This window comes from Burkholderia sp. Bp8963 (assembly GCF_003854275.1).
Lineage (GTDB): Bacteria > Pseudomonadota > Gammaproteobacteria > Burkholderiales > Burkholderiaceae > Burkholderia.
In genome coordinates, this window is sequence record NZ_QTQP01000048.1 from 25,533 (window position 1) to 43,003 (window position 17,471).

The following is a 17,471-nucleotide window of genomic DNA, read 5'->3' on the forward strand; positions in this document are numbered from 1 at the left end:
TGCAACGATCGTTCGCATCACGTCAGCGTCGCGTGAGCGACTCGATACGGTCGAATCGACGCGTCAGCGCTCCCAGACAACCGCCTGCCCCAGCTTCTCCCACGCGTCGGCGTGCGGCATGTAGTGCGCCTCGATTGCGCTTCGCCGAAGCTTCAGTGTCGGTGTGAGCATCGCGTTCTCGACGGTCCATGCTTCGCTGACCACGACGACATATTGCAATCGTTCATGGGATTCGACGGCGGTATTGATCCGTTTGCGCAGCGCATCGATCTCTTCGGCCAGCACCGTGCGATCGAGCGTTCCGGCCGCGATTGCCTCGCACGTCTCGGCAGACAGCTGCAGCAACGCGAACGGCATTGCACAACCCGCGCCAGCCACGCATGCCGCTTCGACGCCGGCCAGGCCGAGCAGCTTCTGCTCGATCGGCTGCGGTGCGACATATTTTCCTTTGGCAGTCTTGAAGATGTCCTTGACCCGTCCGGTGATCGTGAGGAAGCCGTCCGCATCGATCCTGCCGAGATCGCCCGTGCGCAAGAAGCCGTCCGGCGTGGTCTGCGCCGCAGTGAGCTCGGGCAGCCGGTAGTAACCGAGCATCTGCCCGGCGCTTCTGATTTCGAGTTCGCCATTCTCGGCAATGCGCGCGGCGACGCCGGGTTGCGGCTGACCGACCGTGCCCGCGCGCACATGCCCCGGACGGTTCACGTACAGGAGCCCGCATTCGCTCATCCCGTAGCCGTCGAGCAATTCCAGCCCGATGCTGCGGTACCACTGCATCAGATGCGGCGGCATCGGCGCGGTGCCGGTCACCACGATGCGCGCCTGATCGAGCCCGAGTTCGCAAAGGATCCTGTGCTTGATCCGCGTACCGACCCAAGGCAGCGCAAACAGGCGTGGCTGTAGCGGCGCGGGGATTTTTTCGCAGACGCGAAGGTGGAACTTGTTCCACAAGCGCGGCACCGACAGGAAGATGGTCGGCCTCGCACGCTTCACGTCGTCGGTGAACGTCGCCAGCGAATTCGCAAAGAACACCCGGAACCCGAACCCGAGCGACGCGGCCTCGACGACGGCGCGCTCGGCCATGTGCGCCAACGGCAAATAGGAAAATCCGCGCTCGTCGGACGTGAGGTTGAACCCGTCGATTTGCTGGATCGTCAGGAACAGCACGGCCATGCTGCCATGGGAATGCATCACGCCTTTCGGTACGCCGGTCGAACCCGACGTGTAGACGATCGTGCACAGTTCGTCGCACGACGGCCGTCGCGCATCGACGAGCGGCGCATGCTCCGCCGTGATCTCTTGCCACTGCGGAAAGGCGCCGCGCGGCGCAAGCGGCAAGCCGAGCATCGGCAGGCCTGGCGGGAGTTGCGCACGGATGTTCGGCCAGTTGTCGCTGACATCGTCGAGCTTGCCGAGAATCAGCAGCTTCGCATCGCTGTGGGCGAGCGCATACCGTACGGATTCCGCACTGAAGGTCGGATACAACGGTACGCTGACCATGCCCGCAAGCATGATCGCGAGATCGGCCATGATCCAGTGCGCGCTGTTCTTGCCGAGCAGCGCAATGCGGCTGCCTCCGGGAAGATCGAGCGACGCGAGGTAAGCGGCCGCGCGCCGTGCCTGATCGCCAACCATCGCCCACGTGTAGTCGACGACGGAGCCATCCGGATACGGCTGCGTGAGATACACGTCGTCACGTCGCTCGGCTTCCCATTTGAGGAAGCGGTCCAGCAGGATCGCGCTATCCGGAATGGTCATTGATGACATCGCTCGCGGGTTGCATGCCAGGCGTCGCTATCGCACGCAAGTCGCATACCCGCTCCGTCGACGGGCCGTCCGGCGACAAGCCGAACGACGGCCTTACATTCGGGCGCGGAAAAACTGAGCGATATGTGTCGCCGATGAAACGTCGCGTGACGGGCTCTGCGTCCGGCACATGCGCGGTGTATCGCGACGCGTGGATCGCACGGCGGTTTCTGATCGTCGAGGGCTTGTCAGGTATCACGGGTGAAACAGCGTCAGCGCGCCGAAGCGCAGATCCGACGAACTGCGTGCCCCGGTGCAAGCCACCTGAAGAATGGCGCGTCGCCATCGCGATTCCGCGCCGCAGCAAAGCGGCCCCGCATCACGCTCGATCGCATCGACGCAAGCGCGCGCACCGCGCTGCCGCTCGCCTTCGCCCGCGCGTCTGGCAGACCGCCCGATTTTCGCCAATAATGGCCGAACAACCACTACTGGACGATGGCGGCCATGGATTACCATCCCGAAGCCATCCGCACGATCGCACTGGTCGGGCACGCCGGAGGCGGCAAGACATCGCTTGCCGAAGCGCTGCTGTTCCAGGGCGGCGCGATTCATGCGGCCGGCAGCGTCAGTCGCGGCACGGCGCTGTGCGATTTCGACGCGCTCGAGCGCAAATATCATCACTCGCTCAGCTCCGCCGTCACCCACCTCCACTACCAGGACACCCGCATCTACCTGCTCGATACGCCGGGCTATCCCGACTTCACCGGCATGTCGCTCAGCACGCTGCCCGCGGTCGAAACGGTGGCCATCGTGATCAACGCGCGCACCGGCATCGAGATGAAGACGCGCCGGATGATGGCGTATGCGCAGCAACGCAATCTGTGCCGGATGATCATAGTGAACGGCATCGATGCGGAAAAAGTCGATCTGCCCGGGCTGCTCGCGCAGATCCAGGAGCTGTTCGGCAACACCTGCCTGCCGATCAACCTGCCCGCACACGGTGGCAACGAAGTGGTCGACTGCTTTTTCAACCCCGCGGGCGACGCCGACTTCCATTCCGTGGAAGCCGCGCACAACGCGCTGATCGATCAGGTGATCGAACTGGACCCCGCGTTGATGGAGCTGTATCTCGAGCAGGGCGAGGCGATCCGTCCGGAACAGCTGCACGAGCCGTTCGAGCGCGCGTTGCGCGAAGGCCACCTGGTGCCGGTCTGCTTCACGTCGGCCGCCACCGGCGCCGGCATCGCGCAGTTGCTCGACGTGTTCGTGCGCCTGCTGCCGAACGTCACCGAAGGCAATCCGCCGCTTTTCTACCGCGAAGTGGACGGACGCGTCGAAACGGTGAAGGCCGAGCCCGACGCCGACAAGCACGTGCTCGCACACGTGTTCAAGATCGTGAGCGACCCTTACCTCGGCAAGCTGGCCGTGTTCCGCATTCATCAGGGCACGGTCAAGCGCGACAGCCAGCTCTATATCGGCGACGGTCGCCAGCCGTTCAAGGTCGCGCATCTGCTGATGCTGCAAGGCAAGGAACACCTGGAAATCCAGCGGGCCGGCCCCGGCGACATCTGCGCGGTCGCGAAGGCCGACGACATCGGCTTCGATGCCGTGCTGCACGACGCGCCGGAAGACGGCAACATCCACCTGACGCCGCTCGAATTCCCGACGCCGATCTATGGTCTCGCGATCGAACCGGCGCGCCGCGGCAACGAACAGCGTCTGTGGGAAGTGCTGCAGAAGCTCGCGGCCGAAGACCCGTGCCTGACGATCGGCCACCCGGCCGGCACCAATGAGACGGTCGTGCGCGGGCTCGGCGAGCTGCACCTGCGCTACATGCTGGAACGGCTCACCGACCAGTACAAGCTCGACGTGGTAACGCGGCCGCCGACGATCGCATGGCGCGAAACCATCGGCGGCAAGGCCGAAGGCCACCACCGCCACAAGAAGCAGACAGGCGGCGCCGGCCAGTTCGGCGAGGTGATGCTGCGCGTGGAGCCGTTACCACGCGGCGACGGGTTCGAGTTCGTCGATGCGGTCAAGGGCGGTGCGATCCCTTCGCAGTTCATTCCCGCGGTGGAGAAAGGCATCCAGCAGGTGATGGACAGCGGGCCACTGGCCGGCTTTCCGATGCAGGACGTGCGCGTCACCGTGTTCGACGGCAAGAGCCATCCGGTCGACTCGAAGGAAGTGGCGTTCGTCACGGCCGGGCGCAAGGCATTCATCGACGCGGTGCTGAAAGCGCGGCCGATCGTGCTCGAACCGATCGTCGACATCGAGGTGACGGCGCCGGAAGCGGCGATGGGTGACGTCATCGGCGACCTGTCCGCGCGGCGCGGGCAGGTGCACGGCACGCGCACGGTGGGCGGCGACACGATGGTCATCACCGGCAAGGTGCCGCTCGCCGAACTCAACGACTACCAGTCGCGCCTGAACGCGATCGCGGGCGGACACGGCAACTACAGCATCCAGCTGAGCCACTACGACCCTGTGCCCCCCGCTCAGCAGGAGCGGCTGGCGGCGCAGCACAAGAGCCGCGGCGACAGCGCGGAGTGAGTCCACGGAGCCCATCCCATGCGCCGCCTCGCATCATCCATCCTGATCCTGCTGCTCTGCGCCGCCGGCATCGCGGCGCAGGCCGGCGCAGAGGAGCACGCGATGACACTGACCTCGCAAGCCTTCCAGGCGGGAGGCGAAATTCCGAAGCGTTACACCTGCAAGGGCGCGGACGTATCGCCGCCGCTCGCGTGGTCCGGCGTGCCGGCGAATGCGAAAAGCCTCGTGCTGATCGTCGACGACCCCGACGCGCCCGACCCCGCCGCACCGCGGATGACATGGGTCCACTGGGTCGTCTACAACATCCCGCCGACGGCCGCCGGTCTGCCGGAAGGCGTTGCGGCGAACGCGCTGCCAGCGGGCACGCTGCAAGGCGTCAACGACTTCCAGCATACGGCCTATGGCGGCCCCTGCCCGCCGGTGGGCCGTCACCGCTATTTCCACAAGCTGTATGCGCTCGATACGGTGTTGCCCGATCTTCACCAGCCGACCAAGGCGGCGCTGGAGAAGGCGATGCAAGGCCACGTGGTCGCGCACACCGAACTGCTTGGCATGTTCCGGAGCTGATGCGCGAAAGTTGATGTGCGATATCACGCGGCAACGCGGCGGAGCGCAACCCCGATGCGGCTCCGCCGCGGAACCGGATGTCGATTGCGGTCACATACTGTCGCGCCGCGTCCGATCGTCAACCGGCTCGAACTCGCGCCCGGATCCGCGTCACGTGTACAGTCGAGGGTTGCGTTGCGAAGGACGTCTGCGGCGTCCGCACTATCCGCGCAATGCGCGTCGAACCGGCGCGCGTTGCGCGACACCCTCGTAACCCGAACAAGCATTTAAACCATGTTTCTCGAACACTTTCATCCGGAACGCTGGACATTCCTGTGGAATGCCCTCTCCACGTTCTCCATCAGGCTCTCTGCCGGCCTTGCGCTGCTGGTGGCCGGCTGGTGGCTGTCGAAACGCGTCGGCAACGGCCTGAGCCGCATTCTCGCGAACAACGAACGCGTCGACGAAACGCTGCGGCCGATTCTCTGCGACATCGCGGTATGGGGCATCCGCATCGTCGCGATCGTCGGCACGCTGTCGCAGCTCGGCATCGAAACCGCGAGCATCGTGGCGGTGCTCGGCGCCGCCGGCCTCGCGATCGGGCTCGCGCTGCAAGGCACGATGCAGAACATCGCGGCCGGCATCATGCTGCTGCTCCGGCCATTCAAGGTCGGCGACTACATCGACGGCGGCACGGGTGTCGCTGGCACCGTCGACGAAGTCGGTCTGTTCATGACGCGCCTGACCAAGCCGGACGGCATCTGCGAATACGTTCCCAACAGCTCGCTGTGGGGAAGCTCGATCCGCAACTACACGCGCAATCCGACGCGCCGCCTGGACCTCGAAGTCGAAGTGTCCGTGCGCGACGATCTCGATCGTGCGCTCGACACCCTGCGCGCACTGGCCATCGCCGATCCCGACGCGCTTCAGGATCCGGCGCAGGACGTGATGGTGATGCGCTTCGACGACAGCACCGCGATCGCGAACATGCGCGTCTGGACGCACACGGACAAGTTCTGGGCGATGCGCTGGCGCCTTGCGCGCCAGGTGCGCAAGGCGCTCGCCGACGCCGATTGCGAGCTGCCGATCCGCACGCGGGAACTGCATATCGTGCATGACGCGGAGCGTCGGCCAAGCGACGCGCGCACGCTCGCGTAACGGCGGCGAAGCTCGCTGCATGGCGGCGGGATCCGGTGCCGGCCTGTTTCTCGACGCGCTGTTCGTCGGCCTGATCGCGGCCCGCGTCGGCTATGTCGCGTGCTGGTGGCCCGAGTATGCCGCTGCGCCGGAGTCCATCATTGCCCTCGGCGACGGCGGCTTCTACTGGTGGGTCGGCGTGCCGGTCGCCGTTGGGTTCGCGTGGTGGAAATCGCGTCGCATGCCTGCGCTGCGCCGGCCGCTGCTGGCCGGAATGGCCGCCGGCATGCTGGCGTGGGGTGCCGCGCAAGGCGGGCTCGCATTGCTTCAGCGCACCGCGCCGCCGTTGTCCGCGCTGCAGCTTCATGCGATCGATACGGCGCCTGTTTCGATGAGCCGCTATACCGGCAAACCCGTCGTCGTGAATCTGTGGGCAACGTGGTGCCCGCCATGCCGGCGCGAGATGCCGATACTTGCGCAGGCGCAGGCGGACTACCCCGGCGTCACGTTCGTGATGGTCAACCAGGGCGAGAACGCACCAACGGTGCAAGCGTTCCTCGCGCAGCAAGGACTGACGTTCGGCCACGTGCTGCTCGACCCGTCGCTCTCCGCGATGCATCTGTTCGGTTCACGCGGGCTGCCGACGACGCTGTTCTTCGATGCGAACGGCAAGCTCGTCGAGTCGCATATGGGCGAGATCACCGCGGCACGCCTCAAGGACACGATGAAAAATCATTCCAGCCCGTAACAGTCCACATCCATCTGTTTCGGCAGCAGCGCCCGTTCGACTTCGGCCAACGACTGCGTGCGGTCGCGTCGAACCTCGGCTCCGCACATTCAGCGGATGCAACGCCAATCGTCACGAAGCGGCTGGCGTTCCGGCTGAAGCCGGTCATCGCGACGCGCCGAATGATCAGATGCATCGGCATGCGCGGCATGACAATTCGGCGGTCGGAAAATAATGCGTTGCCGAAGCATTAATCGGCTTGAATTGCCAATTTATGCGCAAAAACCGACAAATCAACACCAATTTCGCCGTCGAATCGGGTAATTTGACGCCGTTGCGTGGTGTCGACTGAGTCGATGCAATGCGCTGCGCGCAGACGCATGCGGAAACACCCGGTTGCGGTCTACGTGAATTAGTGCGGATCTGACGACCTTCGCCTCTGCCCGATCGGCTGCCACGGTGTCGGATCCGGCGCATCCGTCATGCGCACCTGTTAGCCGAAAGACATATTGTGAAAACCTGTCGTCGTGTCGTCTCATAGTGTGTCCGTGGCAGCATCATTCACTTGCGGCGCAACGAACACGCGGCCGACACCGGTGTATTGCGGATTGCGCTGCGGGACAACCAAGGCATAATCTCAGTCAGAACCGACAGGCGGGGCGGTCATGCACCGGGCTCCGCGGTTAGATCTCCAGAACTTGCAGATACGGAAGCTGTCTGTTTTTCCTTTACCTCTCTCTTCAGTCGACGAATCGATGGTCAGCACTACCCTTCAAGATCTCCAGGCCCAGTTGCGCGAAACCGAACAGCTTCTGGCCGATGCCAAGAAAGCCGAGAAACAGGCTGTTCTGACTGAATTCAAGAAACAGGTCGAGTTCTACGACATCTCGCAACAGGAAGTCCTGATTGCACTCGGGTATGTGACGCCGAGAAAGCGGCAGGCGCCTGCGAAGTATTACGACCCTTCGTCCGGTCGCTCGTGGTCCGGACATGGCCGGCGCCCCAAATGGCTCGAAGGCAAGGTACTCGACGCGTACCTCGTCGACCGCACGCCGCAGCTGTTCTGGCCCGAGACATCCGACTGACCCCCGAACCGCCAATCGATGGTGACGCGCGATGGAACTGCAACAGGCCGTCAGCTGGTTTGCCGCACTGGACCCGACCGTCGTCCTCGCGATCATCTGCGGGCTGATCGCGCTCACCCTCGTGCTGCTTGCGCGCGCGCTTCGTGAAGCCGATTCGGATCGTCCCTGACGTGAAGCGCGATGGCCCGCCTGTCCGCGGGCTCGAATGCGGGCTCAAGCGTCTCCGCTTCGCAACGCATTGCGGACACGTGGCAGCACTGTTCACGCCAACATGGTTGCGCACACAACCATATGTCACGCTGCAATCGAAATGTGACGTTGCGCACCGCACTTCCACGCTCGACGCTGCTTTCGCCTGAAACCCGCCGTTTCCGCATCGGGCACGCCGGCGTTCCGCTTCGCTAACGGGCAACCGAACCCTCCAACAGCAAAAAGCCCGGCGCGCAACCGCGTGCCGGGCTCGTCGCATCGCACGTTGCGCGATGCGCCAGACCTTACTTCCTGTCGAGCGAGTACTTCCCCGGCCCCGTCAGCGCGAGCAACAGGAAGCCGCCCATGATGCTGACGTTCTTGTAGAAGTTGATCATCGCGATGTACTGGTCCATCCCGTGCAGCGCCCAGTAGCGGTGGCCGATGAACCCGGTGGCCAGCGTGTACACGGCAAGCGCCAGCGCGAGCGGCCGCGTGTAGAAGCCGATCGCGATCAGCACGCCGCCGATCAGTTCGACACCCACCGCGATCACCGCCGACAGCTCGGGCGACGGCGATCCGGTCGACGCCATGTAGGCGACGGTGCCCGAGAAGCCGACCAGCTTCTGCCAGCCGAACAGCATGAACAGCACCATCAACAGCACGCGAGCCACGAGCAGCAGCTCGTCCTTCTTCGATTCCAGTGAAACGTAACGCATAGCAAGCCCCTTCGATTTGACGGATTCACGCGTCCGGCCGTGAGCGCTGCCCGATTCGACGGGATGCGTGCACCGACGGACTACCCTTCGCGCGTTCGGGTGGCGGACCGGAACAGCCCGCTGCCGACGATTCGATCCGGTTGCGCCGCCTGGCGCGGGTGCCGGATCGGATCTGGCGAAGCACAGGTGCAGTCTACTGTCTCAGCAGGAATCATCAATCCGTCAAAAACGGAATGGCTGTCACGTTTTGGTGGACAATTGGAGTGGATCGGGCGGGAGCTTCGGTCGAATTGGGCATCGCAAACGAAACCTAAACCGGAGCAAACAAATTGTTCTCGCTTTTTTAAGCAAAGAAAACTGTCCCAGACGGTACCATCCTTCTCCTTCTTGACCACCCCGGCGAACTTGTCCAAGCGCAGCTCGATGACGGAGTGTGGACGTGCAAGTCCCACTTTTTCCAAGTCGAGCCGGCAGGATCATTCGTCATTGGAGCCCCCTGAATTGTTGGCCGATGCAAGCTGTGGTTTCTTCCTGATGCAGCCTCGCGGCCAATACCCAACGCGCTTCCTCCAGCAGGTGAAGGCCTTTGCCCAACATTTCGGGTGCTCTCCCGAGGTACTGGGTCCAGAGGAAGTCCGCGCCTGGCAAGTGCAACTAATTGAAGTCCAGCGGCACTCCCGCAGCGCTGCCAGTGGCCACTGCGGCCTTACAGTTCCGGTACGCCAGCGAGTCTCCCCACTGATGCTAATCGCGGCATAGGAGTTCGCTGCCGATAATACGGCAGGGTTCGGCGTGCAATCGAATGAGTCGATCTCGATGGCATTACGTGCCTGCTGTGCGACCCGAATCAGGCCGAATCCAAGTAGCCCAAGCACGGAAACTCCGTGCCCACTCCGGCGGGGCTTTTTCGATCAGACGGCTGTCTGCTCGTGCCGAATGGCTTCTAGTGCCGCACGAACAAGAAAGCCGCTACGCGTTTCCTTGTGGGCCTCCGCGAAGGCGTCAATCTGTGTAAGCACGAAGCGCGGCAAACTTATATTCACACGCTCTGGCTTCATATCAAATTTCGAAGGATCAATATCTACGACAGCCCAAAATGAGCCGGCATAGTCTGGGTTGTCGCGAAGTTCCTCAAACGACGTGGGCTCGAAGCGAACCTCGTCCCCCGCCTCGACGGAAGTTTCAACCCATCCCTCGATAGCCTCTTGCGTGTTTTCGAGCGCTTGTTCGAGCGTCGTGCCCCACGAGTTGCAGCCCGGAAAATCCGGTACGACAACGCCATAATCGGTGCCCTCTTGCTTGTCGACAGCGACGAAAAATCTCACATTCAACTCCTTGTTTGGAACCCGCTGACCGGTTGCGGCCCTCGGGGTCCGTTGTAGCCACCGGCCTTACTGCCCGGTGAGTGTTAAACCAGATTGCCTCTCGATGCTTTTCAGCGTCGCAATCGTGAGGTCTTTCTCTGGATGCGGCACCGTTACCGTGCCTGGCTTGCTCGCGTGCCTGAAGTGATGATGACTACCCTTCACCCGCTTTTGCACCCACCCATCCTGCTCAAGCCGCCGTATCACTGTTCTCGAATCCATAACGCCGCACCATGTCCTTCGCCAAAGCTGTCGCCATACATACCCCCTTTCTCCCGACCCAGTGTGTAGTCTATACACACCATGGAGGAATGCAAGGAAAATTTGTGTATGTGGTGTGTAAAAATACCCGCTGAATCCGGTCATTCGGGCGTCGCGACGTCGGCCTGGAAGGAGGATTTCCAGTTCGTGGAGCAGCGCCGTACGGGCCGTCAGCCGTGGGACGGCCGTCGTGATCGGCGTGGTGTGGCTGGTGTCACTCGCACTGGCCGCCTGGTTCGGCTACCGGATCCAGGAATACCACTTGCTAAGAACCACGAGCGGTGCGGCGGCCTCTCGTCGGATGCTACCGGCCCGCCTTGCAAAAGGAGTCTCGATCATGCCACTCACCCGCCGTCACTTCATGATCCTCGTCACGTCCGTCGCGTCGACAACAGTTCTCCCCAACGGGGCGCAAGCGGCCGCCCCGGTGCTGTCCGAGAACGATCCGACCGCGCTGGCCCTCGGCTACAAAGCGGATGCTTCTAAGGTGGACAAGGCGAAGTTTTCCCGGTACCAGTCCGGGCAGACTTGCGCCAATTGCCAGCTTTATCAGGGCGCGGCCGGCTCCGAGATGGGTCCGTGTTCAACCTATGGCGGCAAGCTGGTCTTTGCAAAGGGATGGTGTAACGCTTACGTGAAAAAAACCTGAGGCTCGCTCGCCATCCGCCCAACAGTCGATCGAGCGCCGGGTTGTTTCGTCCTGCCGGCGTAACCGGTTCGGGAATACGGCGAAACGCGCTATCGGAACGCCCGGTACCGGGCGAGTGACCGGCCATGGCGCTCGATCGACTCTGAAGCCGTACGGCGACCCTTGCATCGTTCCATCGCGGAACGGGGCCGATTCCGCGAATGACGAGCGGCCGATAGGCGATGCTGCCAACGGCATTGCCTATCGGCAGCCAAGGTCATCAAGCAAGTCGCCGCGTTTCTTCACGCCGACTTATGCAAAGGATCGGGCCTTGTTATGGAGCACGGGGGACGCGGGCGCGTCAGTCCGCTCCGATCGTCGTGACCGGAACCCAGCGGCCGCCCTTCACCTGATAGAGCGTCGAGGTCGGGTTCTTGAGGTCGCCGTTCGCGTCGAATGCGATCTTTCCGGTAATGCCTTCGTATTGCGTCGCACGCAGCGCCGGCAGGAACTCGGCGGGTTTCGCGGAATTGGCCTGCTTCATCGCGTTGATCGCCACCCATGCGCAGTCGTACGCAAACGGCGCATAGGTCAACATGTCGGTGCCAAAGCGTTTTTTGTACTTCTGGACGAAGGCCTTGCCTTGCGGCAGCGTTTCGATCGGGCGCCCGTATTCCCACGCCATCGCGCCTTCCGCGGCAGGACCCGCCTCGTTGATGAAGATCCGGTCGGCAATGCCGCCGCTGCCGACGAACAAGGTGCGCATGCCGAGCTGCCGCATCCGCTTCGTGATCAGCCCGGCCTGAACGTCGAGACCGCCGAAGTACAGCATGTCGGCGTTCGCGGCCTTGATATTCGTCAGCTGCGCGTTGAACTCGACCGCCTTGTCGTTCGTGAATTCCGACGCGGTAATCTTGCCGCCGGCCGCATCGACGGTCTTCTTGAATTCCTCCACGGCCCCCTGGCCGAACGCGGTCCGGTCGTCCATCACCGCGATGCGCTGCGCCTTCGTGACGGTCACCGCATACTTGCCTGCATTGCCGGAGTTCTGCGCGTCGGTCGCAATGATACGGAAGACCGTCTTCAGCCCCTGGTGCGTAATGGCCGGATTGGTCGCCGCGGGATCGATCAGCGGAATGCCGGCCTTCGCGAAAATCGGCTCGGACGGAAGCGCCACGCCGGAGTTGTAGTACCCGACCACCGCGACCACGCCATCGTCGACGAGCTTTTGCGCGACCTGCACGCCAATGCGCGGGTCGCCCTGATCATCGACCGAATCGAGTTCGAAACGGACTTCCTGCCCGCCAAGCTTGACGTGCTGGGCGTTCGCCTCCTCGATCGCGAGGCGCACGCCATTCTCGATGTCCTTCCCGCTCGCGGCACTCTGCCCCGTCAGTGGGCTGGACACGCCGATCTTGACGACCTGCTGCCCGTACGACGGACCGCACGCGACGGACAACGCAATGGCGCTCAAGCAGGCGGCGAGCAATCTGTGTGAAAAGTTGAGCATGGATTCAATCCCGATGACAAGACGAATCGGGCAATCGCCGCCATTGATCGGTTCGACATTTGCCCCCAATTCTCCACTGCGTTCAGGCCCACAGTTCCTGAACAAATGTTCCACGACGGGCTGTTATGTTGAACTATATATCCAAACAGCAACCCGGCAAGAATCAAACTGCCTGGATTTCATGCGTGTTCATCAAGAAGCTCGCCTGCGCTCGAATTTCACCCACGATCAGCGCCAGACGGGCTGCGACCGGGCGATGGCCAACTCCGGCTGCGGCAGGTCATGATGCAACCATGTCAGCCGGCACGCGACCGGCATCGGAGCCTGACATGCGTCACAACCATTCCTGGAAGGGCAGGACGATGCCCGGATAGCCCGTGGAGACCGTTCGTACACAACGTCGCCCGGTTCTCCGGGTGGTGAGTCAAAGCTCCAGCACCAGATCGGACGTCGGTCGGCTGCAGCACAGCAGCCGAAACCCCTTCTGCACCTCCCGATCCCGGATTCCGCCGTTGTGCTGCATGTCCACCGCGCCCTCGAGAAGCCGGATCTTGCACGTGCCGCACACGCCCTGGCTGCAGGACGACGCGACGGCCACGCCGGCCTTCTTCGCAGCCGCCAGCACGGTTTCCGATCCGCTCATCGTGAAGCGCTTCGACGAGCGGGACAGCTTCACCGTGAAGGTCTGCTGGCCTGACGCGCATTCGGCCTGGGCCGGTTCCAGCGCGGCACCCGCGGCAATATCGAAGCTTTCCTGGTGATAGCGGGCCGGGTCGTGACCGCCTTCGCGAAGCAGGGCGCGTACCGCGCCCATGTAGCCGCCCGGCCCGCAGGTGAATACCTCGTGGTCGGCGTAGTCGGGCACCCATTCCGACAACATCGGGAGACTGAGGCGGCCCGTGCCGCCCGCCCAATGCGCTTCATCGCCGACACCTTCGCACACGAAGAACAGACGAAGACGCGGCGACAGTTTCGCCAGCCGCTGCAGCTCGTCGCGGAAAACGATATCGGCGGGTGTTCTTGCGCTGTGCACGAACGCGATCTCGCGATCCAGCCCGAGATCGATGCTCGCTCGCGTCATCGACATCAGCGGCGTCACGCCCGAGCCGGCCGACAGAAACAGCGTCTTCGCGGCAGGCGATGCGGTCGACGTGAACGTGCCGGACGGGCCGTTTGCGTCGAGCCGCGCCCCCGGCTTCATGTTGTCATGAAGCCAGTTCGACATGATCCCGCCCGGCACCCGCTTGACGGTGATGGACACGAGATACGGGCGCGTCGGGGGCGACGAAATCGTGTAGCAGCGCTCGACGGGTTGCCCGCCCACACATGCCGATACCGTCAGGAATTGCCCGGGCTCGAATCGCACGGGCAATCCGTCCGCCGTGCGAAATTCGAAGCTCCTGACGTCGTGCGTTTCGTCGATCACGCGGCAACAGGTCAGCGTCTGCCGCTCGCTGCTCGGCCAGGCCCTGGCGCCGCGCTCCCACGTGCGGGTGTCGGCAAGACGGTCCGCTACTTCCGGTGCAGGGTCGAACATCGTCTGAATGGTGTTCATGTTCGCGCTTCCCCGTCAGACGCCGTGCGCCTTCAGCCGCGCCGCATACCAGCGCGAGAACTGGTCCACGTAGGCCTCGGTGAACGGCGAGAACATGCCGGGCGAATACGCCGGATCCTGCGTGCCTTCGTGCGTGATCTCGACGAGGTGCTTGTCCTGCCGGTTCGTCGCGCTCCACACTTCCGTCAGATTGGAAAGGGTGTAATCGACGCCCTCCACCGCGTCCGCATGGACGAGCCATTTCGAGCGCACGAGCGTCCTGTCCGGCGCGAGCGGGATGATGTACGAGACGACGGCATGGTCGCTCATCACGTGCGTCCACGAATTGTGCGTCCAGAGATGCGTGTCGCCGAGATCGCGCCGCTGCAGATTGCCGAACAGCTTCGTGCTGGCGACCCTGGTGCTGATCGTCTGCGACTCGCCGCTGCCGGCGATCACGAGTTGCTGCGTCCTGAACTGGGTAACCGCTTCCTCGTCGAGCCACTCGACGGACGCACCGACGAACCCGTCGCGCTCCCAGCTCGCCTGACACGCGGCATTACGCTCCTTGTACGCTTCCAGCGCGCGAAGCGACTCTTCGCTGAGGTTCTCGGGGCAGAACCCGAAGTCTTCCGGCAGGAACGACGCGGTGAGTTCCGGATGCGTGCCCGCGCAATGGTAGCACTCGCGGTTGTTCTCGATGACCAGCTTCCAGTTGCCGTTCTCGATGATCTCCTGCTCGAACGCAATCTTCGTGTTCTGCAGGTCGTAGGGCGCGAAACGCGCCGTCATCGTCTGTTCCAGCTTCGCGATGTCCTCCGGCGCACGATCGTCGAGGCATACGAAAATGTGCGTGCCGATGATCTTCGTGTGCACCGGCAGCAGGCTGCGGCAGCGCGTGTCGAAATCCTTGCCCATGTGCGTCACGTGGCGCAGGCTGCCGTCGAGATCGTACGTCCATTGATGATAAGGACACACGAGCATGCCGACCGTCGATTTTCCGGCTTCCTTGAGGCGCGCGCCGCGATGACGGCAGACGTTTCTGTATGCGCGAACGTTCTCGTCGTCGTCGCGAACGATGATGATCGACGCCTTGCCGATGTCGACGGTCGACACGTCGCCCGGCTCGGGAACGTCCGCGGTGACGCCGACCAGGATCCAGTGCTTGTGGAAGAAAATCCCGACGTCCGTTTCGAAGACGTCCTGGCGACCGAACAGTGCTCCGGGCATCCCATAGCCGGGCCGGCGGCTCCGGATCAACTCGCCATGGGTCTTCGCTTGCAATTCAGACATCGTCTTTCTCCAATGATCAGGGGTCTCGGGACTTCGCTTGTTCCCGCTTGAACCCAGTATTGGATTGACGAAAAAGAGCGTCAACGCGCTTTATTTTCGGTCTGGCATTACTTCAGGTCATGCGACCGCGGGCGCCGCCGACGGCGGCCCGGCGCGGCTGCGCCAGCGCTTCAGCCCCGGTCGATGTCGGCCCGTAGCCAGTCGATCAGGCCGTCGATTTCGGGGGTAATCGTGCGCCCGTGCGGCACGACGATGTAGTACGCGTCAACCATCCTGAGCGATGCGGCCGGCAGTCGAACCAGTTCTCCCGCGTCGAGCAGGTCGTGGACGAGCCTGCCCCAGCCGAGCGCGATGCCCTGGCCGTAGCGGGCTGCCTCGATTGCGTCGGTGTACAGGCTGCATCGAAACGTGAAATTCAGCCGCACGGGATAGAATCCGACCGCGTGAAACCACGCTTCCCATCCCATCCAGCCCTCCGACGTCGAATCGGACTCGATGAGCGCGGCGTTCGCGATGTCCTGCAACGACTCGGGCCTGCCTCGCGATTCGAGCCACGCCGGTGAGCAGACCGGAAACACTTCCTCATCGAACAGCAGCGTCGCGGTGCCGTCGCCCCATCGTCCGTTTCCATACCGCACCGCGACGTCGATCTCCTTGTGCCGCAGATCCGCGGTGAACATCAGCGTGGAGAGCCGAAGCTGCAGATCCGGCTGGGCCTGCTTCAGCGACGCGAGCCTCGGCAGCAGGCGGAAACGGGAAAACGCGGCCGTGGCCGCGAGCACGAGTTCCCGCCGGGCGGGGCCGCGCGCCAGCCGGTCGAATACTCCGGCAATTTTCTGCATCGACTCGGCGACAACCAGATACAGCGCGCGCCCTTCCTCGGTGAGCTCGATCGACCGGTGCAGACGGTGAAACAGGCGACACCCGAGTGTGTCTTCGAGAAACTTGACCTGGCGGCTCACCGCGGCCTGCGTGACGCCCAGTTCGTGGGCGGCCAGCGTGAAGCTGCCGAGCCGCGCGACCGCTTCGAATTCGACGAGCGCGGTCACCGAAGGGATGATCCGACGGTAGCCTTTGGGGGGAGACGTCGCAGGTTTCATGTTCGGGATGCGCGAAGGCTCATGAGTCGACCAGCACCGTCTCCGCGGCATTCGGCAGCCGTGCCGCACGATACGCGTTCGGCGACTCTCCGAATTCCTTCCTGAACTCGCGACCGAGGTGCGACGCATCGGAAAACCCGCAGGACGTCGCGATATCGGCCACGGTGCGATCGGAACTCGTCAGCAGCCATGACGCCATTCGTATGCGAATCTGTCTCGCATAAGCGCGAGGCGACTTGCCGGTTTCCGTCGCGAACAGACGTTCGAGCTGCCGCACCGACACTTCGAGCCGTCGGGCCAGCTCGACCTGGCTCAGCGGCTGGCCGATGTGCTGCTCCATCAACAGGATGGCCCGCCTGACCTTCGGATGCGTCGCGGGCTCGAGCCCCGGAGGATGCGGTTGCGGCGCATTCCCTTTCTGCGCATCGTCCACCAGCAGGATGCGCAGCGCCTTCCGGACGATCGTCGCGTCGAAATGGCGAAGCAGGATCGCGGCAGCCACATCGATCGATGCGCGCCCGCCGGAGCAGGTGATGCGCCGTCTGTCGACGACGAAAAGCCGGTCGGCGACGAGGTTGCGCTCGTCGATGCTCGGGAAGCGCTCGACGAAATCCCAATAGTGGAACCAGCTCACGCAGATTCGATAGCCGCTCATCACGCCGGCCCGGACGAGCGCGAACGCGCCCGTGCAGACGCCCACGAGCGTGGCCGAGGTGCTGGCCATCGCGCGTATGAACGCCAAGGTCGCGTCGCTCGCCGGCTGCCCCGAATGCAGCAGCCCGCCCACGATCACGACGTAGTCGAGCGCCTCCGCTTCTTCGAAGGTCGTCCACGGCGTGATCTGGATTCCACAGCTCGCGCGGACGGGAACGAGATTTTCGCCGACGATGGTCCATGAGCATCGAACCGGTCGGCTCATGTCGCCTTCGTCGCTCGCGAGCCTGAGCAGGTCGACGAAACCGGAGAATGCGGTCAAGGTGAAGTTCGGTAACAGCACGATTCCGAAGCGGAGGGGCCGTGAAGCTGCCGCGTTGGCGTCGATCGAGTGGCTAACCATGGGACGGCCTGCGTCAATGCAATTC

19 protein-coding genes are annotated in these 17,471 nt (G+C 63.4%); 9 read left to right on the forward strand and 10 right to left on the reverse strand.

Annotation, left to right across the window (positions count from 1 at the left end; genetic code table 11):
• Window positions 1–63 precede the first annotated feature (63 nt).
• Window positions 64–1,755, reverse strand: coding sequence for an AMP-binding protein (locus DID96_RS29430; RefSeq protein ID WP_124602746.1), 1,692 nt, complete (start codon window positions 1,753–1,755; stop codon window positions 64–66).
• 249 nt (window positions 1,756–2,004) lie between these two features.
• Between DID96_RS29430 and DID96_RS38475 the strand changes: the two genes are divergently transcribed.
• The 7 genes from DID96_RS38475 to DID96_RS38480 all read left to right on the forward strand — a co-directional run bounded on the left by DID96_RS38475 (window position 2,005) and on the right by DID96_RS38480 (window position 7,960).
• Window positions 2,005–2,214, forward strand: coding sequence for a hypothetical protein (locus DID96_RS38475; RefSeq protein ID WP_185732398.1), 210 nt, complete (start codon window positions 2,005–2,007; stop codon window positions 2,212–2,214).
• A gap of 33 nt (window positions 2,215–2,247) precedes the next feature.
• Window positions 2,248–4,296, forward strand: coding sequence for an elongation factor G (fusA, locus tag DID96_RS29435; protein WP_124602747.1), 2,049 nt, complete (start codon window positions 2,248–2,250; stop codon window positions 4,294–4,296).
• Between the two features lie 102 nt (window positions 4,297–4,398).
• Window positions 4,399–4,863: a YbhB/YbcL family Raf kinase inhibitor-like protein gene (locus DID96_RS29440; RefSeq protein ID WP_260464042.1), complete on the forward strand. Its 465-nt coding sequence runs from the start codon at window positions 4,399–4,401 to the stop codon at window positions 4,861–4,863.
• 273 nt (window positions 4,864–5,136) lie between these two features.
• On the forward strand, window positions 5,137–6,000 hold the full coding sequence (locus tag DID96_RS29445) for a mechanosensitive ion channel family protein (RefSeq protein ID WP_124602749.1): 864 nt from the start codon (window positions 5,137–5,139) through the stop codon (window positions 5,998–6,000).
• A 19-nt stretch (window positions 6,001–6,019) separates the two neighbouring features.
• Window positions 6,020–6,727, forward strand: coding sequence for a TlpA disulfide reductase family protein (locus DID96_RS29450; RefSeq protein WP_260464041.1), 708 nt, complete (start codon window positions 6,020–6,022; stop codon window positions 6,725–6,727).
• Window positions 6,728–7,461: 734 nt separating this feature from the next.
• Window positions 7,462–7,791 (forward strand): H-NS family nucleoid-associated regulatory protein, encoded by a 330-nt coding sequence (locus DID96_RS29455; protein ID WP_124602751.1) that lies wholly within the window; start codon window positions 7,462–7,464, stop codon window positions 7,789–7,791.
• A gap of 31 nt (window positions 7,792–7,822) precedes the next feature.
• Window positions 7,823–7,960: a hypothetical protein gene (locus DID96_RS38480; protein WP_185732399.1), complete on the forward strand. Its 138-nt coding sequence runs from the start codon at window positions 7,823–7,825 to the stop codon at window positions 7,958–7,960.
• A gap of 325 nt (window positions 7,961–8,285) precedes the next feature.
• On the opposite strand, the gene DID96_RS29460 is transcribed toward DID96_RS38480, so the two are convergent.
• The 4 genes from DID96_RS29460 to DID96_RS39620 all read right to left on the reverse strand — a co-directional run bounded on the left by DID96_RS29460 (window position 8,286) and on the right by DID96_RS39620 (window position 10,429).
• Complete coding sequence (locus DID96_RS29460; RefSeq protein ID WP_124602752.1) at window positions 8,286–8,699, reverse strand: DoxX family protein; 414 nt, start codon at window positions 8,697–8,699, stop codon at window positions 8,286–8,288.
• 80 nt (window positions 8,700–8,779) lie between these two features.
• Window positions 8,780–9,112: a hypothetical protein gene (locus DID96_RS29465; RefSeq protein WP_124602753.1), complete on the reverse strand. Its 333-nt coding sequence runs from the start codon at window positions 9,110–9,112 to the stop codon at window positions 8,780–8,782.
• Between the two features lie 498 nt (window positions 9,113–9,610).
• Window positions 9,611–10,024, reverse strand: a complete 414-nt coding sequence (locus DID96_RS29470) for a type II toxin-antitoxin system HicB family antitoxin (protein ID WP_012367238.1) — start codon at window positions 10,022–10,024, stop codon at window positions 9,611–9,613.
• Window positions 10,025–10,090: 66 nt separating this feature from the next.
• On the reverse strand, window positions 10,091–10,429 hold the full coding sequence (locus tag DID96_RS39620; RefSeq protein WP_409333826.1) for a type II toxin-antitoxin system HicA family toxin: 339 nt from the start codon (window positions 10,427–10,429) through the stop codon (window positions 10,091–10,093).
• Between the two features lie 232 nt (window positions 10,430–10,661).
• Here DID96_RS39620 and DID96_RS29480 point away from each other — a divergent pair, with 232 nt between their 5' ends.
• The gene (locus tag DID96_RS29480) at window positions 10,662–10,973 is read left to right on the forward strand and encodes a high-potential iron-sulfur protein (RefSeq protein ID WP_124602774.1); all 312 of its coding nucleotides are present in this window, start codon (window positions 10,662–10,664) and stop codon (window positions 10,971–10,973) included.
• Window positions 10,974–11,313: 340 nt separating this feature from the next.
• Here DID96_RS29480 and DID96_RS29485 read toward each other — a convergent pair whose 3' ends face one another.
• Complete coding sequence (locus DID96_RS29485; RefSeq protein WP_124602755.1) at window positions 11,314–12,462, reverse strand: branched-chain amino acid ABC transporter substrate-binding protein; 1,149 nt, start codon at window positions 12,460–12,462, stop codon at window positions 11,314–11,316.
• On the opposite strand from DID96_RS29485, the gene DID96_RS29490 reads away from it, so the two are divergent.
• Window positions 12,416–12,748: a hypothetical protein gene (locus tag DID96_RS29490; RefSeq protein WP_185732400.1), complete on the forward strand. Its 333-nt coding sequence runs from the start codon at window positions 12,416–12,418 to the stop codon at window positions 12,746–12,748. The genes DID96_RS29485 and DID96_RS29490 overlap by 47 nt on opposite strands.
• Before the next feature lie 138 nt (window positions 12,749–12,886).
• Here DID96_RS29490 and DID96_RS29495 read toward each other — a convergent pair whose 3' ends face one another.
• The 4 genes from DID96_RS29495 to DID96_RS29510 form a co-directional block, all read right to left on the reverse strand.
• Complete coding sequence (locus tag DID96_RS29495) at window positions 12,887–14,017, reverse strand: hybrid-cluster NAD(P)-dependent oxidoreductase (RefSeq protein ID WP_124602757.1); 1,131 nt, start codon at window positions 14,015–14,017, stop codon at window positions 12,887–12,889.
• A gap of 15 nt (window positions 14,018–14,032) precedes the next feature.
• Window positions 14,033–15,289: an SRPBCC family protein gene (locus DID96_RS29500; protein WP_124602758.1), complete on the reverse strand. Its 1,257-nt coding sequence runs from the start codon at window positions 15,287–15,289 to the stop codon at window positions 14,033–14,035.
• A gap of 170 nt (window positions 15,290–15,459) precedes the next feature.
• Entirely contained in the window at window positions 15,460–16,389 is a 930-nt protein-coding gene (locus tag DID96_RS29505; RefSeq protein ID WP_124602759.1) for a LysR substrate-binding domain-containing protein, read from the reverse strand.
• 19 nt (window positions 16,390–16,408) lie between these two features.
• Entirely contained in the window at window positions 16,409–17,446 is a 1,038-nt protein-coding gene (locus tag DID96_RS29510; RefSeq protein WP_124602760.1) for a GlxA family transcriptional regulator, read from the reverse strand.
• Between the last annotated feature and the right edge of the window lie 25 nt (window positions 17,447–17,471).